This is a genomic window from Pseudomonas sp. WS 5059 (assembly GCF_012985525.1).
Classification (GTDB): domain Bacteria; phylum Pseudomonadota; class Gammaproteobacteria; order Pseudomonadales; family Pseudomonadaceae; genus Aquipseudomonas.
This window is the reverse complement of sequence record NZ_JAAQWO010000001.1, coordinates 639896-661092: the sequence shown is the minus strand read 5'-3', so window position 1 is coordinate 661092 and position 21197 is coordinate 639896. Positions and strand designations below refer to the sequence as shown.

The 21197-nt window shown below is 62.1% G+C and carries 15 protein-coding genes; 6 read left to right on the top strand and 9 right to left on the bottom strand.

Features of this window, described 5'->3' with window-relative positions:
- Positions 1-37 precede the first annotated feature (37 nt).
- The gene (locus HBO12_RS02865; RefSeq protein ID WP_170041374.1) at positions 38-2011 is read right to left on the bottom strand and encodes an alpha-1,4-glucan--maltose-1-phosphate maltosyltransferase; all 1974 of its coding nucleotides are present in this window, start codon (positions 2009-2011) and stop codon (positions 38-40) included.
- 200 nt (positions 2012-2211) lie between these two features.
- Between HBO12_RS02865 and HBO12_RS02860 the strand changes: the two genes are divergently transcribed.
- The gene (locus tag HBO12_RS02860; protein ID WP_170041373.1) at positions 2212-2370 is read left to right on the top strand and encodes a hypothetical protein; all 159 of its coding nucleotides are present in this window, start codon (positions 2212-2214) and stop codon (positions 2368-2370) included.
- 10 nt (positions 2371-2380) lie between these two features.
- On the opposite strand, the gene HBO12_RS02855 is transcribed toward HBO12_RS02860, so the two are convergent.
- Complete coding sequence (locus HBO12_RS02855; protein WP_170041372.1) at positions 2381-2875, bottom strand: MgtC/SapB family protein; 495 nt, start codon at positions 2873-2875, stop codon at positions 2381-2383.
- Positions 2876-2996: 121 nt separating this feature from the next.
- On the opposite strand from HBO12_RS02855, the gene HBO12_RS02850 reads away from it, so the two are divergent.
- From HBO12_RS02850 to HBO12_RS02830, 5 genes are all read left to right on the top strand, one after another.
- Positions 2997-3236 carry a DUF3203 family protein gene (locus tag HBO12_RS02850; RefSeq protein ID WP_169951784.1) on the top strand — a complete coding sequence of 80 codons (240 nt, stop codon included), beginning with the start codon at positions 2997-2999 and terminating at the stop codon, positions 3234-3236.
- A 195-nt stretch (positions 3237-3431) separates the two neighbouring features.
- Positions 3432-4847 (top strand): cytochrome c oxidase accessory protein CcoG, encoded by a 1416-nt coding sequence (gene ccoG, locus HBO12_RS02845; RefSeq protein WP_170041371.1) that lies wholly within the window; start codon positions 3432-3434, stop codon positions 4845-4847.
- Positions 4848-4980: 133 nt separating this feature from the next.
- On the top strand, positions 4981-6390 hold the full coding sequence (mapR, locus tag HBO12_RS02840; RefSeq protein ID WP_169951788.1) for a GntR family transcriptional regulator MpaR: 1410 nt from the start codon (positions 4981-4983) through the stop codon (positions 6388-6390).
- A gap of 95 nt (positions 6391-6485) precedes the next feature.
- A complete protein-coding gene (locus HBO12_RS02835) occupies positions 6486-6947 on the top strand; it encodes a hypothetical protein (RefSeq protein ID WP_262376883.1) in 462 nt (153 codons plus the stop codon).
- Between the two features lie 125 nt (positions 6948-7072).
- The gene (locus HBO12_RS02830; protein ID WP_170041370.1) at positions 7073-8218 is read left to right on the top strand and encodes a GGDEF domain-containing protein; all 1146 of its coding nucleotides are present in this window, start codon (positions 7073-7075) and stop codon (positions 8216-8218) included.
- Between the two features lie 41 nt (positions 8219-8259).
- Here HBO12_RS02830 and HBO12_RS02825 read toward each other — a convergent pair whose 3' ends face one another.
- From HBO12_RS02825 to tpx, 7 genes are all read right to left on the bottom strand, one after another.
- Entirely contained in the window at positions 8260-9006 is a 747-nt protein-coding gene (locus HBO12_RS02825; protein WP_170041369.1) for an SDR family oxidoreductase, read from the bottom strand.
- Between the two features lie 87 nt (positions 9007-9093).
- On the bottom strand, positions 9094-11175 hold the full coding sequence (locus HBO12_RS02820; protein WP_170041368.1) for a putative bifunctional diguanylate cyclase/phosphodiesterase: 2082 nt from the start codon (positions 11173-11175) through the stop codon (positions 9094-9096).
- Between the two features lie 240 nt (positions 11176-11415).
- Positions 11416-12885, bottom strand: a complete 1470-nt coding sequence (locus HBO12_RS02815) for an efflux transporter outer membrane subunit (protein WP_170041367.1) — start codon at positions 12883-12885, stop codon at positions 11416-11418.
- Positions 12882-15989: an efflux RND transporter permease subunit gene (locus HBO12_RS02810; protein WP_169951798.1), complete on the bottom strand. Its 3108-nt coding sequence runs from the start codon at positions 15987-15989 to the stop codon at positions 12882-12884. The genes HBO12_RS02815 and HBO12_RS02810 overlap by 4 nt, the downstream gene beginning before the upstream one ends.
- Positions 15986-19087, bottom strand: a complete 3102-nt coding sequence (locus tag HBO12_RS02805; protein ID WP_170041366.1) for an MdtB/MuxB family multidrug efflux RND transporter permease subunit — start codon at positions 19085-19087, stop codon at positions 15986-15988. The genes HBO12_RS02810 and HBO12_RS02805 overlap by 4 nt, the downstream gene beginning before the upstream one ends.
- Positions 19084-20388 (bottom strand): MdtA/MuxA family multidrug efflux RND transporter periplasmic adaptor subunit, encoded by a 1305-nt coding sequence (locus tag HBO12_RS02800; RefSeq protein WP_170041365.1) that lies wholly within the window; start codon positions 20386-20388, stop codon positions 19084-19086. Before HBO12_RS02800 ends, HBO12_RS02805 begins: the two co-directional genes overlap by 4 nt.
- Before the next feature lie 233 nt (positions 20389-20621).
- Entirely contained in the window at positions 20622-21122 is a 501-nt protein-coding gene (gene tpx / locus HBO12_RS02795) for a thiol peroxidase (RefSeq protein ID WP_169951804.1), read from the bottom strand.
- Positions 21123-21197 lie beyond the last annotated feature (75 nt).

Here is a 21197-nt window from a genome sequence, read left to right as displayed (position 1 = left end):
CGGGCAAGCCCGCTCCCACAGTTGATCTGCATCCGACTCAAGACTGGGTGACGCGCCAGATGCCAAACGGCATATGGGGCTCGATGCGCATCCATTGGGTCTTGCCGTACCAGGTCCAGCGATGGCCGTTCATCAGGTCTTCGCCCTGCACCTGGGCGTCGTCCGGCAGGCCCATCTCCCACAGCGGCAACTCAAAATGCGCCTCCTGGGGGTTGAACGGGTCGAGGCTGACGGCGATCAGGATGAAGTTGCTGCCATCCTCGCTGCGCTTGCCGAAGTACAGGATGTTGTCGTTGAAGGCGTTGTAGAGCGTCAGGCCCAGGTGTGTCTGCAGCGCCGGGTTTTGCCGGCGGATGCGGTTGAGCTGGGCGATCTCGGCGATGATGTTGCCGGGGGCGCTGAAGTCCCGGGGGCGGATCTCGTACTTTTCCGAGTCCAGGTATTCCTCCTTGCCCGGCACTGGCGCGCTTTCACACAGTTCAAAGCCCGAGTACATACCCCACAGGCCCGAGCCCATGGTGGCCAGTGCAGCGCGGATCAAAAAGCCCGGGCGCCCGGATTCATGCAGAAAGCCTGGGTTGATGTCCGGTGTATTGACGAAAAAGTTCGGCCGGTAGCACTCACGCCAGGGCGACTGGTTGAGTTGGGTGAAGTACTCGCTGAGTTCGGCCTTGGTGTTGCGCCAGGTGAAGTAGGTGTAGCTCTGGGAGTAACCGACCTTGCCCAGGCGCGCCATCATCGCCGGGGTGGTAAAGGCCTCGGCAAGGAAGATCACCTTGGGGTGCTGGGCCCGTACGTCGCTGATCAGCCATTGCCAAAACGGCAGCGGCTTGGTGTGGGGGTTGTCGACGCGGAAGGTCTTGACCCCCTCCTCGACCCAGCCCAGCACGATATCGCGCAACTCCAACCACAGGCTGGGGATCGCATCGGCGGCATAGAAGTCAACGTTGACGATGTCCTGGTATTTTTTCGGCGGGTTTTCCGCGTATTTGATCGTGCCGTCCGGGCGCCAGTTGAACCAACCTGGGTGTTGCTTGAGCCACGGGTGGTCCTGGGAGCACTGGATGGCAAAGTCCAGGGCGATCTCCAGGCCATGCTCGGCGGCGGCCGCTACCAGGCGGCGGAAATCTTCGCGGGTGCCCAGTTGCGAATGGATCGCGTCGTGGCCGCCCTCCTCGCTGCCAATCGCATAGGGGCTGCCGGGATCCTCGGGGCCGGCGCTCAGTGAGTTGTTCTTGCCCTTGCGGTGGCTGCGGCCGATGGGGTGGATCGGCGGGAAGTACAGCACGTCAAAGCCCATGTCGTGGATCATCGCCAGGCGCGAATGCACGTCATTGAACGTGCCGTGGCGCGTCGGGTCATCGGTGATCGAGCGCGGGAACAGCTCGTACCAACTGGCAAACAGCGCTTGGGGGCGCTCCACATCCAGTGGATACACCGGGCTGATGCTCAAGTAGGGGCGCAAATCGGCCTGGGCCATCAGCTGTGCACTGTGTTCGTGCAAAAACAGCGCGACCTGCTCGGTTTCCAGCAGCCCGGACAGTTGGTGATGCAGTTGCTGCAAGTGCTCCTGCAGCTCACCTTCACTGCGTTCAGCCGCTTGCAGGACCTGCTGGCGGCCTTCCTGCAGCTCCAGGCTGACGGGAACCCCGGCGGTGTGTTTTTTACCCAGTTCGTAGCAGAAACTGGCGAAATGATCGATCCAGGCCTCGATGCAATAGTGGTGCGGGCCCTGCTGGCTTACACCAAAGGTGCCTTCCCAGGTGTTGTTGCCCTTGTCTGCCATGACCGCGCTGTGCCAGTTGTCTTCACTCAACGACCGCCAGCGAATCAACACGGCCAACTGGTCATGCCCGTCGGCGAATACCTTGCTGGTAACGTGGATGGCTTGCCCTTGCACGGCCTTGACCGCGAATGCACCGGCATCAATCACCGGCATGGTGTCTTCAATGGCGATCCTGGGCAGCAACAGTGCCTGGGACAGCGGTAATACGGGTATTTCAGCCGTCATCGAGCATCTCCCCTTACGCCCCATGGACGCTCTTGTGCTTGATTGTCTGTGCAGCAGGCGGGCTCTTCCCGGGCGGGCCGTATAAGGTCCGAGCCCGGTGGCCGACGGAAAGTTCAGATGGATGTGCCGCCACCGGGCGGGAATCAATCGGCCATGGCGGTTGTCCACCGATTGAGCAAAGCACAAACGAGGCCACCGCGATGAATATCCCGATTCCTGCGCAAACCCCTGACCCGAACATTGATAAGCCTACCTTGCCGCCGACCGAGCCAGAGCCGATTCCTCAGCAGGAGCCGCCGCAAAGCGTGCCTGCGGCAAAGGAAGAACCGCCGACAACGATACCGCCGGTCATCGTGTAGGCGCCCGCAGCTAGGGCTTGTCCAGCAGCTTCACAATCCTTGGCATCACGCTGAACACCGCGAGCGCCAGCACGGTGCTCAGTACCGCGGTGGACTCCTTGCCCAGCCCCGCCGCCACCCCGATGGCGGCGGTCATCCACAAGCCGGCTGCGGTGGTCAGGCCCTTGACATGCTGGCCGGCCTCTTCCTCCTTGCCCTTGAGGATCGTCCCTGCGCCCAGGAAGCCGATGCCGGCGATCACCCCCTGCACCACCCGGCTCATGGCGTCGGCCTGGGAACCGCCCATCTGCGGCACCAGCACAAACAAGGCCGCACCCATCGCCACCAGCATATGGGTGCGCACGCCGGCGGCCTTGCCTTTTTGTTCGCGCTCAAACCCCAGGATGCCCCCCAGAATCGCGGCAATCAGCAGGCGCACGGTGATTTGCGTGAGTTGCCGCGCATCGCCGATATCGGCGAATTCGCTTTGCAGGGTTTGCCAGACTTCTTGCCACCAGGCGTCCATGGTCCTGTCCTTTTCGTAGGGGGGATAAAGGATGGACAGCAACGACCGCCAGTCAGTTGCGCCGAACCATTGGCCCGTGTGCGTCACCTAACGAACAGCACCGATCAACCAGGAGAAGACCATGCCCGTACGTATCGAAAACCAGACCTGCTACTTCAAGATCGACGACAGCGGTGAAGAGCAACGCCTAAGCGTGCTGGAGGTGACGGTGATTACCGACAGCGAAAAATCGATGTCGGCAGTCGAGATTGACGGCCAGCGCATCTACATCACCGAGGCACAAGCCGACGCCCTGACCGTCGCCGGCGCCATTGACGGGCGCAAGCACCTCAAGGCCAGCGCGGGTGATTCGGTGATTTGATTGATCTGGATCAGCATGCCGCGTGCACTGTTGATCCAGGCACCGGCCCCACGGCTTGCGGGGTGCTGCACATTGTCGCAGCGCCGGCGCAAAAACCCATCTGATCCGCTTTTTATCGATTTACCTGAGTCTGTTATGCAAACAGATCGCGTCGCATAGTTCATCTGCCTGATGGAGGCTGATGAGCGAAAGACCATGAGCGATAGAATCCCCGTCCGATTAGTAGAACATTTCGAGCCTGCACATCCAAAGAAGATGAAGGCCAAATCCAGCGACAACCAGATCCATACCCGCAGTTTCACCGGCCTGTTCCGCACCTTGCGCGTAAGCGGTGCAGGCTTTCTGTTCCTCGCGTTTTTTGGCACTGTGTGGCTGAACTGGGACTCACGCCAGGCCGTGCTGTGGGACTTGGCTGAAAGCAAGTTCCATATTTTTGGCGCGACCTTCTGGCCCCAGGACTTCATCCTGTTGTCGGCGCTGTTGATCATCTGTGCCTTTGGCCTGTTTGCGATCACCGTGTTTGCCGGCCGCGTCTGGTGTGGCTACACCTGCCCGCAAAGTTCGTTTACCTGGCTGTTCATGTGGTGCGAGAAGGTCACCGAAGGCGAGCGAAACCAAAGGATCAAGCTGCAGGCCGCGCCCTGGGGCGTGAACAAACTGGCGCGCCGGGCCGCCAAGCACACGCTGTGGCTGGCGATCAGTGTGCTGACCGGCCTGACCTTTGTCGGCTACTTCACGCCGATCAGGCCCTTGGCCGAAGAGCTGCTGACCTGGCAGATGGGCGGTGTCAGCCTGTTCTGGGTGCTGTTTTTTACCGGCGCCACTTACATCAATGCCGGCTGGCTGCGCGAGGCGGTGTGCATGCACATGTGCCCCTATGCGCGGTTTCAGAGCGTGATGTTCGACAAGGACACCCTGACCATTTCCTACGACTCTGCCCGTGGCGAAAGCCGTGGCCCGCGCAAGCGCGAGGTGAACCCGGCGGACGTTGGCCTGGGCGACTGCATCGACTGCCAGTTGTGCGTGCAGGTCTGCCCTACCGGCATCGATATCCGCGACGGCCTGCAAATGGAATGCATCGGCTGCGCGGCGTGTATCGATGCCTGTGATTCGATCATGGACAAGATGGGCTATGCGCGAGGCTTGGTGGGCTATACCTCCGAGCATCAGTTGCAAGGTGGCAAGACCCACCTGCTGCGGCCACGCTTGATCGGCTACAGTGCGGTGCTGCTGGTGATGATTGCGGCCCTGGTGATGGCATTGGTGCAGCGGCCGATGGTGTCGCTGGACGTGACCAAGGACCGCGGGATGTTCCGCGAGAACAGCCAGGGGCTGATCGAGAACATCTACAGCCTGAAGATCATCAACAAGACCCAACAGCGCCAGGACTACCGCCTGGAACTGGTGGATGGCGAGGGCTTTGAGCTGCAAGGCAAGACCGAAGTCAGCCTGGCGCCCGGGGAAATCACCGATGTGCCGGTGTCGGTGGCACTGACCAGTGACAAACCGACCAGCAGCTCGCAAACCATCCGCTTCAAGGTGACGGATAGGGATGAACCAAGTGTTTATAGTGTCGCCGACAGCCGTTTTGTGGCGCCGCTGAACCGCTGAGCCCGCAAGCCCCCCTGTGGGTGCGGGCTTGCCCGCGATTACGCTGTGTCAGTCAAACTATCGGCTACTGACACACCGCCATCGCGGGCAAGCCCGCTCCCACGTTTTGACCTGTGTAGAACCTAGGATCACGATGAAACGCTACGAGAAATTTGCCGACGACATCGCTGAACTGATCCGCTCCGGCGTCCTCGGACCGGGCCAGCGCGTGCCGTCGGTGCGCTATGCCAGCCAGACTTACGGCGTCAGCCCGTCCACGGTGTTCCAGGCCTATTACCTGTTGGAGCGCCGTGGCCTGATCCGGGCGCGGCCGCGTTCAGGGTATTTCGTCAATACCCATGCGCCCAGCCCGTTCTCGGAGCCGGCGGTCAGCGCCCATGTCCATGAATCCACCGAGGTGGACGTCAGTGAGCTGGTGTTTTCGGTGCTCGATTCGATCAAGGATCCGCAAACCGTGCCCTTTGGCTCGGCCTTCCCCAGCCCGACGCTGTTCCCCCTGCAACGCCTGGCCCGCTCCCTGGCCAGCGCCAGCCGCGAGATGGACCCGCGCATGGTGGTCACCGATATGTCGCCGGGCAACCCGCAACTGCGCCGGCAAATCGCCCTGCGCTACATGGTCGGTGGCCTGATGCTGCCCATGGAAGAACTGCTGATCACCAACGGCGCCCTCGAAGCGCTGAACCTGTGCCTGCAAGCAGTCACCGAACCGGGCGACCTGGTAGCCATCGAGGCCCCGGCGTTTTATGCCTGCCTGCAAGTGCTGGAACGCCTGAAGCTCAAGGCGGTGGAAATCCCCGTGCATCCGCGCGATGGCATTGACCTCAAGGTGCTGGCCCAGACCCTGGAACGCTACCCGATCAAGGCGTGCTGGTGCATGACCAGCTTCCAGAACCCCATGGGCGCCACCATGCCAGAGGCCAAGAAGCAGGAGTTGGTCGAGTTACTGCGCGGGCATCAGGTGCCGCTGATCGAAGACGATGTGTACGCCGAGTTGTACTACGGCCAACAGGCGCCCAAACCCGCCAAGGCCTTCGACACAGAAGGCCTGGTGATGCACTGCGGCTCCTTCGCCAAGAGCCTGGCCCCCGGCTACCGCGTCGGCTGGGTGGCCGCGGGCCGCTATGCGCAGAAGATCGAACGCTTGAAATTGATGACCTCGCTGTGTGCCTCGATGCCGGCCCAGGCGGCGATTGCCGACTACTTGCAACACGGCGGCTACGACCGGCACCTGCGCAAACTGCGCTATGCCCTGGAAGAGCAGCAAAGCGCGATGCTCGCCGCCATCGGCCGGTACTTCCCGGCGCAGACCCGGGTCAGCCAACCCGCCGGCGGCTACTTCCTGTGGCTGGAATTGCCGGAGCAGACCGACTCGTTGAAGCTGTTCCAGATGGCCCTGGCCCAGGGCATCAGCATTGCGCCGGGGCCGATTTTTTCACCGACCCAGCGTTTTCGTAACTGCATCCGTCTGAATTACGGCAGCCCTTGGGACGAGTCGGCGGAAAAGGCCATGGAGACGCTAGGGCGGATTGTCCGTTCGTTTTGAAAGACACCTTGAAATAGATCAGCCAGCCGCTGCCGTAGGAAGGCACCCTCCGGCAGTTTAGGATCAGCCTCTTTTTCCTGAAGAACAGAGGCGCCATGAAAAATACCCTACTGCCATTTTTTTCTTTTCCATTGCCCATCCCGCCCCATTACATGCGTGTCGCAGAGCAGCGCGAAGTTCGCCAATTGACTGCGCCAATGGGACGCCCTGCCGGGGATCACCGCTCGGCAGAGAGGATTATTGAACAGAGTTCGGTGCTCAGGTGCTACCTCGAGGGGAATGACCGCTGGCAACTGGAGCTTGACCTCAAACGGCACGTGGGTGACTGGACGCACGCCAATCCCGACCCGGATGCGCGCGCCAATGCAGCCTATGATCTGGACAAGGTGCTGCGCTTTATCGACAACCTGGACGAGTGCAAGCTCAAAGGCAGCGAGGAGCGCAACGGCAAGATCGACGGTTTTTCCGACTTGGGTGTGGTCATCCTGCCCAACTCAGAGGCTGACCGCCTGGACCAGTTTGCCCGCCAAGGCTACCCGGTGTTGCACTCCTTCTAAGGGTGGCCCGCTATTGAAGCGCTGGCCGGGACTTGCGCACTTCAGAGACAAACGCATAGTGGCAGCCGGCCAGCTCAGCTAGACTTGCGCACAGAGTCACTTCTAGAAACGCTGTGTGAGATTCCATGGTCGCTCATACCCCCACGCTTTTTGCCTGTGTCGCGTTAGTGGCGACGATCATGGCGTTTTGTCTGATTCTGGTCGGCCAGTTCAACCAGCGTGATGGCTTGCTCACCATTGGCGTCGGTTTGTTGGCCCATGCCTTGGCCTACATTGGCTACAGCTCCTACGGGCATGCCCCATTGTGGTTTACCTACGGTGCCGCCAATACATTGTTGGCGGTGGCGCTGGCTTTTTATGGGGCGAGTTTATTTCGCATCGTTGAGCTGCCAGTGCCCTGGTGGCGGGTATTCGCCCCCGCTGGGTTGATGCTGGTGCTGATGGCAAGCCTGATCGAAACCCTGGAACCGCGCATGCTCGCTGCCACGCTGGTTTTGATGGTGCAGTGCGCGTTGATCATCCACTGGACGCGCCGCTACATCCCGGCCCATGGCCGTGCAAGGATGTTGCTGATCATTGGTTCGAGCATCAGCCTGATTGGCTTGGGCATGCGCGTGGTGGCTGTGCTCGGCGGAGGTGCTGCCCAGATGCGTTATGACGTCAGCAACCTCAAGCAAACCATCTCGGTCAGCATCGGCACGTTCACCGCAATGATGATTTCTCTGGGGTTGGTGCTACTGGCCAAAGAACGCAGCGAGTCACTGCTTCAGCATCTGGCCCAGCGCGATGTGCTGACGGGCATTCTCAATCGTCGCGCCATCCTTGAGCAGTTTTCCACCGAACTGGAACGTGCGCGCCTGGGCAATGCCTACCTGGCGGTGGCGATGGTCGACATAGATCACTTCAAACAGATCAACGATGTATATGGGCATCTGGCCGGTGAGGAGATGATTCGCCACTGTGTCTGCCATCTGACCCAGCGCCTTCGGCATTCCGACAGTATTGGTCGGTATGGCGGCGAGGAGTTTTTGCTATTGCTGCCAGGCACCAGCCCCGAAGGAGCCATCAGTGTCCTCGATCAACTGCGCGCCTCCCTGGCCGAGGCGCCGGCGCATTTTGGGGGGGCAAGCATTGAACTGCGCATCAGTATCGGGGTTTGTTGTGTAGTGCCAGAGCACGCTGATACCACCGCCAGCCTGCTTGCCAGGGCCGATGCCGCGCTGTACGAGGCCAAGGGCCTGGGGCGCAATACGTTGCGGCTGGTGCATTGACGCCCCGCTTGCCAGAGGCGTCCTGCCAACAACGGCGTCGGTTAGCGGCCGCCGCCAAGGTCAACAAAGGTCCCGGTGGCATAGGACGCCTTGTCCGATAGCAGCCAGACAATCGCTTCCGCCACTTCATCCGGGCGCCCGCCACGGGCCATGGGAATTCCCGATTCAAGCTTGCTGACCCGATCCGGATCGCCGCTCAAGGCATGGAAGTCGGTGAAGATGTAGCCAGGGCGTACCGCATTGACCCGAATTCCCTCGCCCGCCACTTCCTTGGACAGGCCAATGGTGAAGCTGTCCAGCGCACCCTTGGACGCTGCGTAGTCGACATACTCGCCGGGGGCACCAATGCGCGAGGCTACCGACGAGACATTGACGATGCTACCGCCCTGCCCGCCATGCTTGGGCGACATGCGCAGCAGCGCATGCTTGGCACACAGGATCGGCCCCAGCACATTGGTCCTGAGGGTTTTCAGGATGCGGAACTCGGACATCTCCTCGACCCGCGACTTATGCCCCACCGTGCCGGCGTTGTTGACCAGCGCGGTAACACGACCCAGTTCGGCGTCGACGCGATTGAACAGGCTGATCACTTCGTCTTCGATGCTCACGTCGGCGCGCACCGCAATGGCCTGGGCGCCCAAGGCGCGCACCTGCTCCAGCACGCCCAGCGCGGCTTGTTCATCGGATTGGAAGTTGATGCAGATGCGATAGCCCTGCCGGGCCGCCAACAAGGCCGTGGCGGCCCCGATCCCACGACTGCCGCCGGTAATGATGACGACTTTGTCCATGTGTGCTGACTCCCCATTCAACGTGAGCTGTTGGATCCAAGAATACCTGTGCCTGCCAGGTTTTGCATGGACCGGGGTCAATTGATCTCAGGGTCGGGTGAGCCGTTCCTTGGCCTCGATAGCGCTCATGAAGGTATCCGGCGGCAGCGGGTGGCCCAGGTGGTAGCCTTGCAACGAGTCGCAGCCCAGGCGCGTGAGGAAGGTCTGCTGCACATCGGTCTCCACCCCTTCGGCAACGATGCGCAGGCCGAGGGCCTGGCCCAGGGCGACAATGGCCGAGACGATGGCGGCATCGTCACTGTCATGCTCCAGGTCCCGCACAAAACCGCGGTCGATTTTCAGCTCGTTGGCCGGCAGGCGCTTGAGGTACATCAGGCTCGAGTAGCCGGTACCAAAGTCGTCGATGGACAAGTCCACGCCCATCTCCGAGAGCTGCTGCAACACCGTCATGCTGGCATCGGCATCGCTCATGGCCGTGGTTTCGGTGATTTCCAGGGTCAGGCTATTGGCCGGCAACTGGTGGCGTTGCAGGGCGCTGGCCACACTGGCGACCAGCCCCGCGTGGCAGAACTGCAGGGCGGACAGGTTGACCGCGATGCGCCAGTCACGATAACCCTGGGCAAACCACACCTGCATTTGCCGGCACGCTTCGTTGAGCACCCAGTCGCCGATGGCGATGATCACCCCGGTCTTTTCCGCAAGTTCGATGAACTTGTCCGGCAGCAACAGGCCATGTTGCGGGTGTTCCCAGCGCAACAGGGCCTCGGCCCCGATGGCGCGGCCGCTGAGCGCGTCGAACTTGGGTTGGTAAAACAGGCGCAGTTGCTGTTTTTCCACCGCATTGCGCAGATCCTGCAACAGTTGCAGTTGGCGGCGTGCGTTGGTGTTCATCGACATATCGAAAAAGCTGTAGCCGTTCTTGCCCATGCTCTTGGCGTGATACATCGCCGCATCGGCATTCATCAACAGTTCCTGGGGGGTTGCGCCGTTTCCAGGAAACAGGGCAATGCCGACGCTGGCGGAGATGTTCAAGTCATGCTCGGCCACCCGGAACGATTGGTTGATCAGCCCCACCTGGCGCTCGGCCAGGCGCAGCGCATCGTCGGGTTGGCTCAATTGCACCAGCAGCACGAACTCATCGCCGCCGATCCGCGCCAGGGTGTCCTGGCTGCGCAGGTCTTCCCGCAGGCGCAGGCCCACCTCGCGCAACAACTGGTCGCCCAGATGGTGGCCAAAGGCATCGTTGACTGGCTTGAAACCGTCCAGGTCGATAAACATCAGGGCAAAACAGCCGCCCTGCTCCGCCACCAGTTGCGTGGCCTGCTGAATGCGATCGGCCAGCAGCGTGCGGTTGGGCAGGCCGGTGAGTGTGTCGTGCAGAGCCAGGTGGGTGAGTTCCTGGTTGGCCAGGGTCAGGGAGTCGGCCAATATCGCGGTGCGCGCCTCCAGGCGGGCGTCAAGCAACGAGGTCAACAGGGCGATGGCCAGCACTGCCAGGGTGGTCACCAGCACCAGATTATCCAGGCCGCTACCGCTCAGGCCGTCCACCGCCGCCCCGCAGAAACTGCCATCGGCAAAACGTGCCGCCGCCATGCCGGTGTAATGCATGCCGACGATGGCCACGCCCATCACCACCGCCGCCCCGCCCCGTGCCAGGCGCACATAGGGGGTGTTGCGCCGCAGGTTGAAGGCAATCCACAAGGCGGCTGCCGAAGCGCCGACGGCGATCAGCAGCGAGGCGCCGAACAGGGTTGGGTCGTAGTCGATCCCCGGCATCATGCGCAAGGCAGCCATGCCGGTGTAGTGCATGGTGCTGATACCCGCGCCCATGATCAGGGCGCCAAAGCCCAGTTGCCAGGCCGGCAGGCGCGGTTGGTTGACCAGCCACAGGGCGAAGCCACTGGACAGGACGGCGATCAACAGCGACAGCGCCGTTATGCCGATGTCGTAGCCCAGGGTAATGGGCAGGCGAAACGCCAGCATTCCGATAAAGTGCATCGACCACACGCCAGTCCCCATGGCCAGGGCGCCGCCGGTCATCCACAGGTACACGGTCCGACCTTTGGCCGTGGCGATACGGCCGCTCAGGTCCAGGGCAGTATAGGAAGCGAGGATCGCCACTAACAGGGAGATCAGGACCAGTGCGGGGGAATAACTGCCGGTAAGCATGGGACTTCTCGTGGCTGACGATACGAACGGCGTCCATGCCGTGGAAAAGTCGCAGATTGTAGCGAGAATAATTCTTGTACAGGTGGAATATTGTCACAAGGCCATTACTGAAAATGTATGGCCTGGGGGGGGCAAAACTACGCCCTGTGGGAGCGGGCTTGCCCGCGATGGCGTCAGTAATAACACCTGAGGGTTTATCAGCTGTTCATCCGTTATCGTTGACGACCATCGCCTACAGGGTCAGGGTTTCTCTCGCGGCTCCAACTGGCCATCCCAGCCGCCGCCCAGCGCTGCGATCAGCTGCACACTGGCCACCAGACGGGTCTGCAGCAAGGTCAGCACGGTGCGTTCGTTGCTCAATGCCGTGGCCTGGACGTTCACCACATCCAGGTAGGCAATCAGGCCCGCCTTGTACTGGTTCTGGGTCAGGCGCAGGGATTCGCGTGCCGACTCCAGGGCTTCGTTGCTCACGCCCGCCTCATCTTCCAGGACCTTGAGCTGGACCATGTAGTTTTCCACCTCGCGGAAACCGTCGAGCACGGTCTGGCGGTACTTGGCCACGGTTTCGTCGTAGGACGCTTCGGCGCGGTCGACTTCGGCCGAGCGCTGCCCGCCGTCGAACAGGGTCATCGCCAGTTTCGGCCCCACCGACCAGAAACGGTTCGGCAGGCTGATCCAGTCGGCGTAGGTGCTGCTGGAATAACCACCGGCCAGGCTCAGGGTCAGGTCCGGGTAGTAGGCGGTTTTCGCCACGCCGATATTGGCGTTGGCGGCGATCACCGCGCGTTCGGCCGAGGCGATGTCCGGGCGGCGCTCCAGCAGTTGCGATGGTAGGTTGGCAGGGATCTGCGGCAAGGCGGGAATGTCCTTGCTTACCGCCAAGTTGAAGGTGGCCGGCGCTTCGCCGATCAATACCGCGATGGCGTTTTCCAGCTGCGCGCGCTGCCAGATCAGGTCGATCAGGCTGGCCTGGGTGCTTTTGAGCTGGGTCTGCGCCTGGGCCACCGCGTCCTTGCCGGACACACCGGCGCGGTACTGGTTCTGGGTCATTTGCAGCGAGCGCTGGTAGGTCTCGACGGTGGATTGCAGCAAGCGCGTCTGTTCGTCCATGACCCGCAGTTGCAGGTAGTTCTGTACCAACTCCGACTGCTGGCTCAGGCGCATGGCGGCCAGGTCGGCGGCGCTGGCTTGCTCGCTGGCGTTGCTGGCCTCCAGGCCGCGGCGCAGTTTGCCCCAGATATCGGCTTCCCAGCTCACGCCCAACTGGGTGTTGAGGGTGTCGCGGATACCGCTGCTGGAGCTGCTCAAGCTCGCATTGCTGCTGCCGGTGCCCTGGCTGGCGCGGGTTTTCCCGGCGCTCAGGTCGACGGTGGGGAAGAATGCGCCACGGGAACTGCGGGCGGTGGCCTGGGCCTGGCGGTAGCGAGCTTCGGCCTGGGCCACGGTCTGGTTGGCGTTGTTGAGCTTGTCCACCAGGCTGTTGAGTTGTGGGTCGCCATACAACTCCCACCAGGCGCCACGGGCCAGGGCATCGCTGGGCGCGGCCTGGCGCCAGCCCTGGGCTTCTTTGTACTGCGCCGGCTCGGCGACTGGCGGGCGTTGGTAGTCGGGGCCGATGGCACAGGCGCTGAGGAGCATGGCGCACACAACTGTAGGCGCAAGCTTGCTCGCGAAAAACCGCAGGCCGCTACAAAGGGTTGGGTTGGTCATAACGGAGTGTCCAGGGCAGCATCGGTACGCACCCCGCGCCAGCCGTTGAAACGGTGGCGCAGGCGGTCGAGATAGAGGTAAACCACCGGGGTGGTGTAAAGGGTCAGGATCTGGCTGAAGACCAGGCCGCCGATAATGGTCAGGCCCAGGGGCTGGCGCATTTCCGCGCCTTCGGCGGTGCTCAGCAACAAGGGCAAGGCCCCGAGGATCGCCGCCAGGGTGGTCATCAGGATTGGCCGCAAGCGCAGCAAGCAAGCGCTGCGAATCGATTCCAGGGGCTGCATGCCTTCCTTGCGCTCCAGTTGCAGCGCCAGGTCGATCATCAGGATCGCGTTTTTCTTCACCACACCGATCAGCAAGAACAGGCCCAGCAGCGAGATCAGGCTGAACTCGCCGCCCAGCACGTAGATCGACAACAGCGCGCCGACCCCGGCCGACGGCAGGGTCGAGAGAATGGTCAGTGGGTGGATGTAGCTCTCATACAGAATCCCCAGCACCAGGTACACCGCCACCAACGCGCCGAGGATCATGAACGGCTGGCTTTTCTGGGTGGCGGCAAAGGCGTCGGCGGTGCCGGCCATCTTGGCGATCACGTCTTCCGGTAAGCCGACCTTGGCGATCGCCCGCTCGATGGCAGCCGTACCCTGCTCTACCGTGACCCCGGGGGCCATGTCGAAGGCGATGTCTTCGGAGGCAAATTGCCCCTCGTGGCTGACGCGGTCGTCGGCCAGGCTGTTTTCGTAGTGGGCGATGGTCGACAGTGGAATTCGCGCGCCATCAGCGGTAATCACCTGCACCTGGTTAAGGGTGATCGGGTCCTGGGCATATTTCGGATTGACCTCCATCACCACCCGATACTGGTTGAGGCTGTCATAGATGGTGGAAATCTGCCGCTGGCTGTAGGCGTTGTTCAGCACCGAGGTGACCATGTTCATGTCCACGCCCAGGCGCTTGGCCTGGTCGCGATCGACAATCAGCGTCACCTGCTGCGCCCCGCGCCCCTCACGAGCGTCGATGGCGGTCAGTTCCGGCAGCTCGCGCAGCGCGGCGACCACTTTCGGGTACCACAGGCGCAAGGCGGCCAGGTCGCCACTTTGCAGGATGTAGGAATATTGCGAGGACGTCTGGTCGCGGCCGCCGCCAAATTGCAGGTCCTGGTCGGCCATCAGCATCAAGCGGCCGCCGGGTACCAGCGGCACGGTTTTGCGCAGGCGCTCGATCACCGCCTGGGCCGACAACTTGCGTTCCTTGATCGGCTTGAGGCGCACCAGCATCACCGCGTTGTTGGTACCGTTGCTGCCACCGATGAAGCCGGCCACGCTTTCCACCGCCGGGTCTTGCAACACGGCTTTGCGGAAGATCTCCATCTTCGGCTGCATGACACTGAATGACAGGCCATCATCGCCGCGCACAAAACCGATCAGTTGCCCGGTGTCCTGTTGCGGCATGAAGGTTTTGGGCACCACCACATACAGCGCGATATTCACCCCGATGGTGACGAACAGGCTGAGCAGGGTCAGGCGCTTGTGCCGCAGCACCCAGTCGAGGCTTTTGGCATAACCCGAAACCATATGGTCGTTGACCTTCTGGCTCCAGCGCTGCAAGCCGGTCTGCTGGCCTTTGACATGGGGCTTGAGCCAGCGCGCGCAGAGCATCGGGGTCAGGGTCAGCGAGACCACCAGCGACACGATGATCGCCGCCGCCAGGGTGATGGAAAACTCACGGAACAGGCTGGTGACAATCCCGCCCATAAACAGGATCGACAGGAACACCGCCACCAGCGACACGTTCATCGACAACAGGGTGAAGCCGACCTCCTTGGCTCCCAGGTACGCCGCTTTCATCGGCGCGATGCCGTCGTCGATATGCCGCGAGATGTTCTCCAGCACCACGATGGCATCGTCCACCACCAGGCCGGTGGCGAGGATCAGGGCCATCAGCGACAGGTTGTTCAGGGAAAACCCATACAGGTACATGATCGCAAAGGTGCCCACCAGCGACACCGGCACCGCGAGGGTCGGGATCAGTGAGGCACGGAAGTTACCGAGGAACAGGTACACCACCAGGATCACCAGAGCCACGGCGATCAGCAGGGTCATTTCCGCTTCATGCAGGGTGGCGGTGATCACCGGCGAGCGGTCCATGGCCAGGTTGAGCTTGACGCTGGACGGCAATACCGCCTGCAACGCCGGCAACTGGGCCTTGATCTGCTTGACGGTCTCGATGATGTTGGCGCCGGACTGGCGGTTGATCACCAGCAATACCGCCGAGTCGTTGTTGAAGAAGCCACTGTTGTAGCGGTCTTCGACGCCGTCGCTGATCTTGGCCACGTCACTTAGGCGCAACGCCGCGCCGTCCTGGTAGCGGATCAACAGCGGCTCATAGTCCTTGGCTTTTTCCAACTGGTCATTGGCCTGGATCTGCCAGTTGCGCTCGCCATCTTCCACCGAGCCCTTGGGCCTGCGTACGTTGGCGTTGGCGATGGTGTCGCGCACCTCGTCCAGGGACACGCCGTACTGGTCGAGGGCCTTGGGCTCCAGTTCGATACGCACCGCCGGCAGGGAGCTGCCGCCGATCTGCACTTCGCCCACACCCGGCACCTGGGACAGGCTTTGCGAGAGGATGGTGGACGCCAAGTCGTAGAGCTGGCCCTTGGGCAATACGTCCGAGGTCAGCGACAGCACCATGATCGGTGCCTGGGACGGGTTGATCTTGCGGTAGGTGGGCATGCTGCGCATGCCGCTGGGCAACAGGTTGCGCGAGGCATTGATCGCGGCCTGCACTTCTCGCGCCGCGCCGTTGATATCGCGGTCGGAGTCGAATGCCAGGATCACCCGGGTCGAGCCCTGGCTGGACGAACTGCTCAGGGTGGTGACCCCGGCAATCGCACCGAATGAGCGCTCCAGCGGCGTGGCCACGGTAGACGCCATCACTTCCGGGCTGGCGCCAGGCAGGCTGGCAGAGACCACAATCACCGGGAAGTCGATCTGCGGCAACGGCGACACTGGCAGCAGGCTGAAACTGACACCGCCCAGCAACATGATCGCCAGGCTCAGCAGCATGGTGGCTACCGGCCGGCGAATAAAAGGTCCGGACAGGTTCATGGCTCAACCGGCTCCAGCGCGTCCGGGGTCTTGCGCCAGCGACGGCCAAGGCGGTCGAAGTACAGATAGATCACCGGCGTGGTAAACAGCGTGAGGATCTGGCTCAGCAGCAAGCCGCCGACCATCACCAGGCCCAGGGGCTGGCGCAACTCGGCGCCGGAGCCGGTGGCCAGCATCAACGGCACGGCACCGAACAATGCCGCCAGGGTGGTCATCAGGATCGGCCTGAAGCGCAGCAGCGCCGCCTGGTAGATCGCGGTCTGCGGGTCCAGGCCCTGGTTGCGTTCGGCGTCGAGGGCGAAGTCGATCATCATGATCGCGTTCTTTTTCACGATGCCGATCAGCAGGATGATGCCGATGATCGCAATCATCCCCAGGTCATTGCCCGTGAGCAGCAGCGCCAACAGGGCCCCCACCGCTGCCGACGGCAAGGTCGAGAGGATGGTGATCGGGTGGATGTAGCTCTCGTACAGCACGCCAAGCACGATGTACATGGTCACCACCGCCGCGAGGATCAGCAGCAAGGTGCTCGACAGCGACGCTTCGAACGCCTGGGCAGCCCCCTGGAACTGAGTCTGCACGCCGACCGGCATGCCGATGTCCTTCTGTACCTGGTTGATCAGCTCCACGCCCTTGCCCAGGGCCACGCCGGGTGCCAGGTTGAACGACATCATCACCGCCGGGAACTGGCCGATATGGGTAATCGCCAACTGCGCCTGGCGCTGCTCGATGCGGGCCAGGCTCGACAGGCGCACCTGGCCGCCATCGGTGGTCTTCACGTGGATCTGGTTCAGCGCGTCCGGCCCCAGGCTTTCGCCGGATTGGGCCTGCAACACCACGCGGTACTGGCTGGCCTGGGTGTAGATCGTGGAAATCTGCCGCTGGCCGAAGGCGTCATACAGCGCGTCGGTGATATTGGCCACCGACACCCCCAGGCGCGAGGCCGCATCGCGGTCGATCACCATGTACACCTGCAAGCCTTTGTCCTGCAGGTCGCTGGCCACATCGGTGAGTTCCGGGTACTGGCTCAGGGCCTGCACCAGCTTGCCGCTCCACAGGGCCAGTAGCTCGGCATCCGGGGAGGACATGCTGAACTGGTATTGGGTGCGGCTGACACGGTCTTCGATGGTCAGGTCCTGCACCGGCTGCATGAACAGGCGGATGCCCACCAGTTTATCCAGTGTCGGTTGCAGGCGTGCAATCACCTCGACAGCGCTCAAGTCCCGCTCTTTATGGGGCTTGAGGTTGATCAGCAGGCGGCCACTGTTGAGGGTGGCGTTATCGCCATCGACGCCAATGTAGGAAGACAGGCTTTCCACCGCAGGATCTTCGAGGATGATCTTCGCCAGTTCCTGCTGGCGCTGGCTCATGGCCGCGAAGGAAATCGACTGCGGCGCCTCGGAAATACCCTGGATCACCCCGGTGTCCTGCACCGGGAAGAAACCCTTGGGCACTACCAGGTACAGCACCACCGTCAGGCCCAGGGTGGCGATGGCCACCAGCAGGGTCAGCGGCTGGTGCTTGAGCACCCACTGCAGCTTGCGGCCGTAGGCGGCGACCAGCCAGTCGATCCAGGCGCCGCTGGCCTTGTAGAAGCGCCCCTGTTCTTCTTCCTTGGGTTCGCGCTTGAGCAGGCGCGCGCACATCATTGGCGTCAGGGTCAGGGACACCACCAGGGAGATCAGGATCGCCACGGCCAGGGTGATGGCAAATTCGCGGAACAAGCGCCCGACCACATCGGCCATGAACAGCAACGGGATCAATACCGCAATCAGCGACAGCGTCAGGGAAACCAGGGTGAAGCCGATCTGCTTGGCGCCCTTGAGCGCGGCGGCCAGCGGCGTCTCGCCTTCCTCGATATAGCGGGAGATGTTTTCCAGCATCACGATGGCATCGTCCACCACAAACCCGGTGGCGATGGTCAGGGCCATCAGGGTCAGGTTATTGATGGAGAAGCCGGCCAGGTACATCACGCCAAAGGTGCCGACCAGGGACAACGGCACGGCAATCGACGGGATGATGGTGGCGCTGAAACGGCGCAGGAACAGGAACGTGACCATCACCACCAGGGCAATGGCGATCAGCAATTCATGCTGCACATCGGTGACCGAGGCGCGGATGGTCTGGGTGCGGTCGGTGAGTACCGTCACGTCAAGGCCGGCCGGCAGGTTGTCGGTGATGCTTGGCAGCAGCGCCTTGATCCGGTCCACCACCTCAATCACGTTGGCCCCCGGCTGGCGCTGGATGTTCAGCAGCACCGCCTGGTTTTCATTGGCCCAGGCGGCGAGGCGTTCGTTTTCTGCGCCATCGACGATTTGCGCGACGTCTTTAAGGCGCAGCGGTGCGCCGTTGCTGTAGGCCAGGATCAGTTCGGCATACTGCTCGGGCGATACCAACTGGTCGTTGGCATCGAGCATCGACACCCGGGTCGGGCCGTCGAAGTTACCCTTGGGCTGGTTGACGTTGGAGGCGGCGATCAGGCTGCGCACGTCCGCCAGGTTCAAGCCATTGGCGGCCAGGGCCTCGGGGTTGACCTTGATCCGCACCGCCTGGCGCTGGCCGCCGGCGATGCTGACCATGCCCACGCCGCTGATCTGCGCGATTTTTTGCGCCATGCGCGTATCGACCAGGTCGTTGAGCTTGGGCAACAGCATGGTCTTGGAGGTGATGGCCAGGGTCAGGACCGGGGTATCGGCCGGGTTGACCTTGTTGTACACCGGTGGCGCCGGCAGGTCCGAGGGCAGCAGGTTACTGGCTGCGTTGATCGCCGCCTGCACCTGTTGCTCGGCCACGTCCATATTGACGTCGAGGTTAAAGCGCAGGGTCAGCACCGAGGCCCCGCCGGAACTGGTGGACGCCATCTGCGTGAGGCCGGGCATTTGCCCGAACTGGCGCTCCAGGGGCGCGGTGACCGCGCTGGTCATCACGTCCGGGCTGGCGCCGGGGTACAGGGTCATGACGCGGATGGTCGGATAATCCACCTGGGGCAAGGCCGACACCGGCATCAGGCGATAGGCAATCAGGCCGGCCAGGACAATGGCCAGCATGCTCAGGGTGGTGGCGACGGGCCTGAGGATGAACAGCCGTGACAGGTTCATGCGCCGGCCTTTTGCGCCTTGCCGGCGTCAGCCGCCGGGCTGCCTTCGCCTTTCGCCGCGGGTTTGCCCTGCAAATGCTCGGTTGGGGTGGTCGGGACCAGGTTGCTGTCGTTGACCACTTCGATGTCGGTGCCGTCCTTCAGGCGGTCGGTGCCTTCGAGCACCACGCGATCGCCTGCGGCCAGGCCTTCCTTGACCACGGTGTTCTGGCCATCGGTCTCCCCAATCACCAAGGTGCGGATCTTGACTTTCTTGTCACCGTCCAGGGCATAAACAAAGGTGCCATTGGTGCCGAACTGGATCGCCGCCGAGGGAACCAGCACCACGTTTTTCAGGGTGTCGGCCAACAGGCGCACATTGACGAATTGGTTGGGGAACAGCACCTGGTCCTGGTTATCGAAGCGGGCCTTGAATTTCAGGGTGCCGGTGGCGACATCGATCTGGTTGTCCAGGCTCTGCAATACGCCGGTGGCTTGCAGTTGCAGGTCGCCACGGTCCCAGGCCTGCACCGGTAGCTTGTTGCCGCTGCGGTAGCGGGCCAGGACGGTTTGCAGGCTGTTCTCCGGCAAGGTGAATGCCACGCTGATCGGCTGGGTCTGGGTGATGATCGCCAGGGCGGTGGTGTCATTGGCCGCCACCAGGTTGCCGACGTCCAGCTGGCGCAGGCCGACACGCCCGGAAATCGGTGCGCGGATCTTGGTGAATTCCAGGTTGAGCTTGGCGTCATCCACCGCGCCCTGGTTGGTCTTGACCGTGCCCTGGTATTGCAGGACCAGCGCAGCGGCGGTGTCCAAAGTCTGCTTGGCAATACTGTCCTGTTCATACAGGCCGCGATAACGCTCGAGGTCGACCTGGGCGTTCTTCAATTGGGCCTGGTTTTGCAGCAGCGTGCCCTGGGCCTGGAGCAAGGCGTTCTGGTAGCTACGCGGGTCGATTTCTGCCAGCAGGTCGCCGGCCTTGACCATCTGCCCCTCTTCAAAGGCGATCTTGACCAGTTCTCCCCCCACCCGGCTGCGCACATTGATGGTGTTCAGCGCCGTCACAGTGCCCAGCGCCTTGTAGTACACCGGGAAATCCCCAGTGATCGCGGGCGCGACACGCACGGGTACCGCAGCACCTGAGCCGCCGAAGCCGGGACGCATCATCCCCGTCTTGCTGGTCCGGGCTGCCGGGGCCTCTTTCTGGGCGGCGCCGGTCGGCCAGAACTTCCAGCACAGCACGGCAACAACCAACAGGACGAGCAAGCCAAACAGCCAGCGGCGGGAACTACGGGGGGACGATTGCATGGATTGATCAACCATTGGATGCGAGGGCTTCTACTGTGGGAGGCTGAAAGATAAGCACTGGGGCGCGTTTAGAAAAGCGCCTTTACCGGCTATTTACCTTCGCGCTTACAAACATTTACTTTTCGAAGTGAAATGTCAGCAATTTGGGCTAAACCGCTGAAGCACAAATAAAAACGGCCTGGACTAGGCCAGGCCGCAAGCATGCATCATACGTGTTACTGCAAAGCGACAGTAACGCGCAGCCGCAATTACTTCAGTACAGCCAGCGCCGCTTCGTAGTTTGGCTCGTGGGCGATTTCGCCAACCAGCTCGCTGTGCAGCACCTTGTCGTTTTCGTCCAGTACCACCACGGCGCGGGCGGTCAGGCCCTTGAGGGCGCCGTCGGCAATGGAAACACCGTAGTCAACGGCAAAATCGGCGCTGCGAAAGTCCGACAGGTTCTTCACGTTTTCCAGGCCTTCGGCACCGCAAAAACGGGCCTGGGCGAATGGCAGGTCGGTGGAGATGCACAGTACAACGGTGTTGTTCAGCTCGTTGGCCTGGGCGTTGAACTTGCGCACCGACGTGGCGCAGGTCGGGGTGTCAACGCTTGGGAAGATGTTCAGTACTTTGCGCTTGCCGGCGAAAGTCGCCAGGGTGACGTCCGACAGATCGCCTGCGGTCAGGGAAAAATCGAGGGCCTGGGTACCGATTTGCGGCAACTCGCCTTCAACCTGGACTGGGTTGCCTTTGAGGGTGACTTGAGCCATGAACGGAATCCTTATGCTGGGTTGGATGAAACGAATTCGAGAGGCAGAAGTTAACCACAAAGTTCGATTTACACC

Bases quoted from the DNA above. Each gene is read 5' to 3' on its own strand.
- HBO12_RS02865 (WP_170041374.1), bottom strand. From the start codon at position 2,011: ATGACGGCTGAAATACCCGTATTACCGCTGTCCCAGGCACTGTTGCTG.
- HBO12_RS02860 (WP_170041373.1), top strand. From the start codon at position 2,212: ATGAATATCCCGATTCCTGCGCAAACCCCTGACCCGAACATTGATAAG.
- HBO12_RS02855 (WP_170041372.1), bottom strand. From the start codon at position 2,875: ATGGACGCCTGGTGGCAAGAAGTCTGGCAAACCCTGCAAAGCGAATTC.
- HBO12_RS02850 (WP_169951784.1), top strand. From the start codon at position 2,997: ATGCCCGTACGTATCGAAAACCAGACCTGCTACTTCAAGATCGACGAC.
- ccoG (WP_170041371.1), top strand. From the start codon at position 3,432: ATGAGCGATAGAATCCCCGTCCGATTAGTAGAACATTTCGAGCCTGCA.
- mapR (WP_169951788.1), top strand. From the start codon at position 4,981: ATGAAACGCTACGAGAAATTTGCCGACGACATCGCTGAACTGATCCGC.
- HBO12_RS02835 (WP_262376883.1), top strand. From the start codon at position 6,486: ATGAAAAATACCCTACTGCCATTTTTTTCTTTTCCATTGCCCATCCCG.
- HBO12_RS02830 (WP_170041370.1), top strand. From the start codon at position 7,073: ATGGTCGCTCATACCCCCACGCTTTTTGCCTGTGTCGCGTTAGTGGCG.
- HBO12_RS02825 (WP_170041369.1), bottom strand. From the start codon at position 9,006: ATGGACAAAGTCGTCATCATTACCGGCGGCAGTCGTGGGATCGGGGCC.
- HBO12_RS02820 (WP_170041368.1), bottom strand. From the start codon at position 11,175: ATGCTTACCGGCAGTTATTCCCCCGCACTGGTCCTGATCTCCCTGTTA.
- HBO12_RS02815 (WP_170041367.1), bottom strand. From the start codon at position 12,885: ATGACCAACCCAACCCTTTGTAGCGGCCTGCGGTTTTTCGCGAGCAAG.
- HBO12_RS02810 (WP_169951798.1), bottom strand. From the start codon at position 15,989: ATGAACCTGTCCGGACCTTTTATTCGCCGGCCGGTAGCCACCATGCTG.
- HBO12_RS02805 (WP_170041366.1), bottom strand. From the start codon at position 19,087: ATGAACCTGTCACGGCTGTTCATCCTCAGGCCCGTCGCCACCACCCTG.
- HBO12_RS02800 (WP_170041365.1), bottom strand. From the start codon at position 20,388: ATGGTTGATCAATCCATGCAATCGTCCCCCCGTAGTTCCCGCCGCTGG.
- tpx (WP_169951804.1), bottom strand. From the start codon at position 21,122: ATGGCTCAAGTCACCCTCAAAGGCAACCCAGTCCAGGTTGAAGGCGAG.